The sequence below is a fragment of the Microcoleus sp. C2D2 genome (genome assembly GCF_036702495.1).
Classification (GTDB): Bacteria; Cyanobacteriota; Cyanobacteriia; order Cyanobacteriales; family Microcoleaceae; genus Microcoleus.
The window spans coordinates 1-2,273 of record NZ_JAUBTO010000347.1 but is presented as its reverse complement, the minus strand read 5'-3'; the positions used below and the strand labels follow the sequence as shown (position 1 = coordinate 2,273).

2 protein-coding genes are annotated in these 2,273 nt (G+C 47.5%); one reads left to right on the top strand and one right to left on the bottom strand.

Annotated elements, in window-relative coordinates:
• Window positions 1-326: 326 nt before the first annotated feature.
• Window positions 327-734 (bottom strand): hypothetical protein, encoded by a 408-nt coding sequence (locus tag QUB61_RS39010; protein WP_333136793.1) that lies wholly within the window; start codon window positions 732-734, stop codon window positions 327-329.
• A 151-nt stretch (window positions 735-885) separates the two neighbouring features.
• On the opposite strand from QUB61_RS39010, the gene QUB61_RS39005 reads away from it, so the two are divergent.
• Window positions 886-2,214, top strand: coding sequence for a hypothetical protein (locus tag QUB61_RS39005; RefSeq protein WP_333136795.1), 1,329 nt, complete (start codon window positions 886-888; stop codon window positions 2,212-2,214).
• Window positions 2,215-2,273: the final 59 nt, after the last annotated feature.

Below are 2,273 nucleotides of genomic sequence, written 5' to 3'. Positions count from 1 at the left end.
TCGCCGGCTCTGTACACGTGCCCGGTTGCCGCGCTTGTGTTAAACAGCGAAAGCTGGCTGCTGTTCATGGTTTTTCTCTGGGTTAATTCAGTTTGTCATGCTACTGATTGCAGCTTCCTGGGCGTAGGATTTAAATCGACTATTAGCCTGAGTTACAGGAGTTTTGAGTTTTTTCTATGTGTAACTTTGGTTTAGGAAAAGCTATCGTTGCCCCACCCGACAGCGAATACATTCAGAGAAAGGACTCGGTGGTGCGGGTGTTGGTTTTTGGTAATGGGTAACAACGCAAAAACCAGCGTCTTCTAAGGAGTGCTGGTTTTTAGCAGTTATTCTGCGAGATTTTTCTCGTCTTGATTGTTGGATGATTTTGTTTGCAGCTCTTTCATCTGTTGCTGTTGCTGCTGCTGCAACTCCTTGAGCTTGATTAAGTTATTGAGCTTTTCTTGATACTCTTTCGCTTCTTCACGATACCAAACGATGCACTCCTGACTTTTGACCAATTGCTTTCTAGCATCGTCGATTAGCTGGTCAATAACTCCCCCAAAGGGGTCGAAATCTCTAGTTCCCTCCTTGCTATCTTCTCTATTAATTGTGACGGACTGACCCCCAAGCCCTCCGCTAACTCCCGAAAGAGCCTCGCTCCCGTGGGTGTAAGGCCGAATGCCCTCGTGACCTTCACTTCCCCGTACTCCAACTGCTTCGCTTTTTTGACCTTCGCCATGTTCTTGGTTCATAACATCACTTTTAAGAGATTAACAAAGTCTATGATGAGATATTGACAGTTTCTCATAATAGACTCTATGATATATCAAAGTCTATTATGAGACAAGGCTGCACTGCATACTTTTAATGTTGGCGGGTGGGTAACACCTACCCTTTTCCCCTATGTACACCCTGGAACAGCTACAACAGAACAATATTAAGGAATTGAAGGAAATTGGCTGGCAGCTCAATGTGATGCCGGAGGGCGATAAACGCTGCCGCCAAAACTGGATAGATGCCATTGCCGGGGTCAATTCCCCGTTGCTGCAACTGCTGGAAGTTTCCCCTGCAGCGTCCGTCGATCCAGCCCAGGAACTGATCGTATCGGTAGTGGAAAATTCCCCCGGTGTCGAAGTCGAACAAGCCCAGGACGCGATCGAAGTTCAAGCCCAGGAGCTGATCGAGCAAGCGGTCGAAAATTCCCTTGATGTCGAATTTTTCGGTTTTGAGCGTGTTACCCAATCTAATCGGAAAAAATTTTCCGGTTTTGAGCGCCTTACCCAGTCCAATCGGAAAAAATTTTCCGATTTTGAGCGTTTCCAGGATCCGATCGCACTGGCGGCTGAAAATATCCCCGGTGTCGAAGTCGATTCAGCCCAGGAGCCGATTATAGAAACGGTTGAAAATTCCCCTGCTCTTGAAGTCGATTGTCATCTGATTTTGACTGGGCTTACTTTCTCTGATAGGTTTTTGGCTCGCTATGCTCCGCCACAGACCCAGATTATCCACTTCCAATCTGATGCCGACGGGCAATTAAGCTTGCTGAATTTTGAGATTGAATCCGTATCTGAGCCGCCAGACCCGGACGATTTTGAAACTCTTGAGGAATTCACAAATGCGATCGCACGCTGGGACTGGGAACATCCGAAAAGCTTCGATCATTGCTCCGATTATTGCTTCGATCATTGCTCCGATCATTCCTCCGATCATTGCTCCGATCATTGCTCCGATCATTGCTCCGATCATTTACCAAGCTCCGTGCATTGCGAGCCACCAGACCCCAAGCCACTAGAAATATCCCTTGACTCTTTCTGTGAATGGGCCCCATGTCCCGAGGATTGGTACGAACCCACTTTACTCGAACCGTTCAAAGTGATGGAACTGTCACTGGTTCGCAAAAGTTCCATCACTTCGGACTTTTTCATTCCCATTTTTGACGCTTGCTGCGATCGGTTTAACAGAAGCGACGAACCGCCCGACACAGGGATTTATGCTCGGTTGCCGGGATCCAAGCCGCCCAAATTTCCTCCAAGGGCGATCGGCTACACGCAGCCCAATCGTCCACTAAACAACGCAGTATCCCAAAACTATCCCGAAACTATCCCGAAACTATCCCGAAACTATCCCGAAACTATCCCGAAACTATCCCGAAACTATTTCATAGCGTTGTCGCTGGCAGCACCCAGCCAGCCCGATCGCCTCCGGGAGGTGATGCAGGGTAAACGCATCTAAATTAATTTGACAAAAAAGTGAATTTGTGCATTACTAAATCACTAAAAAAACCTTCTTAC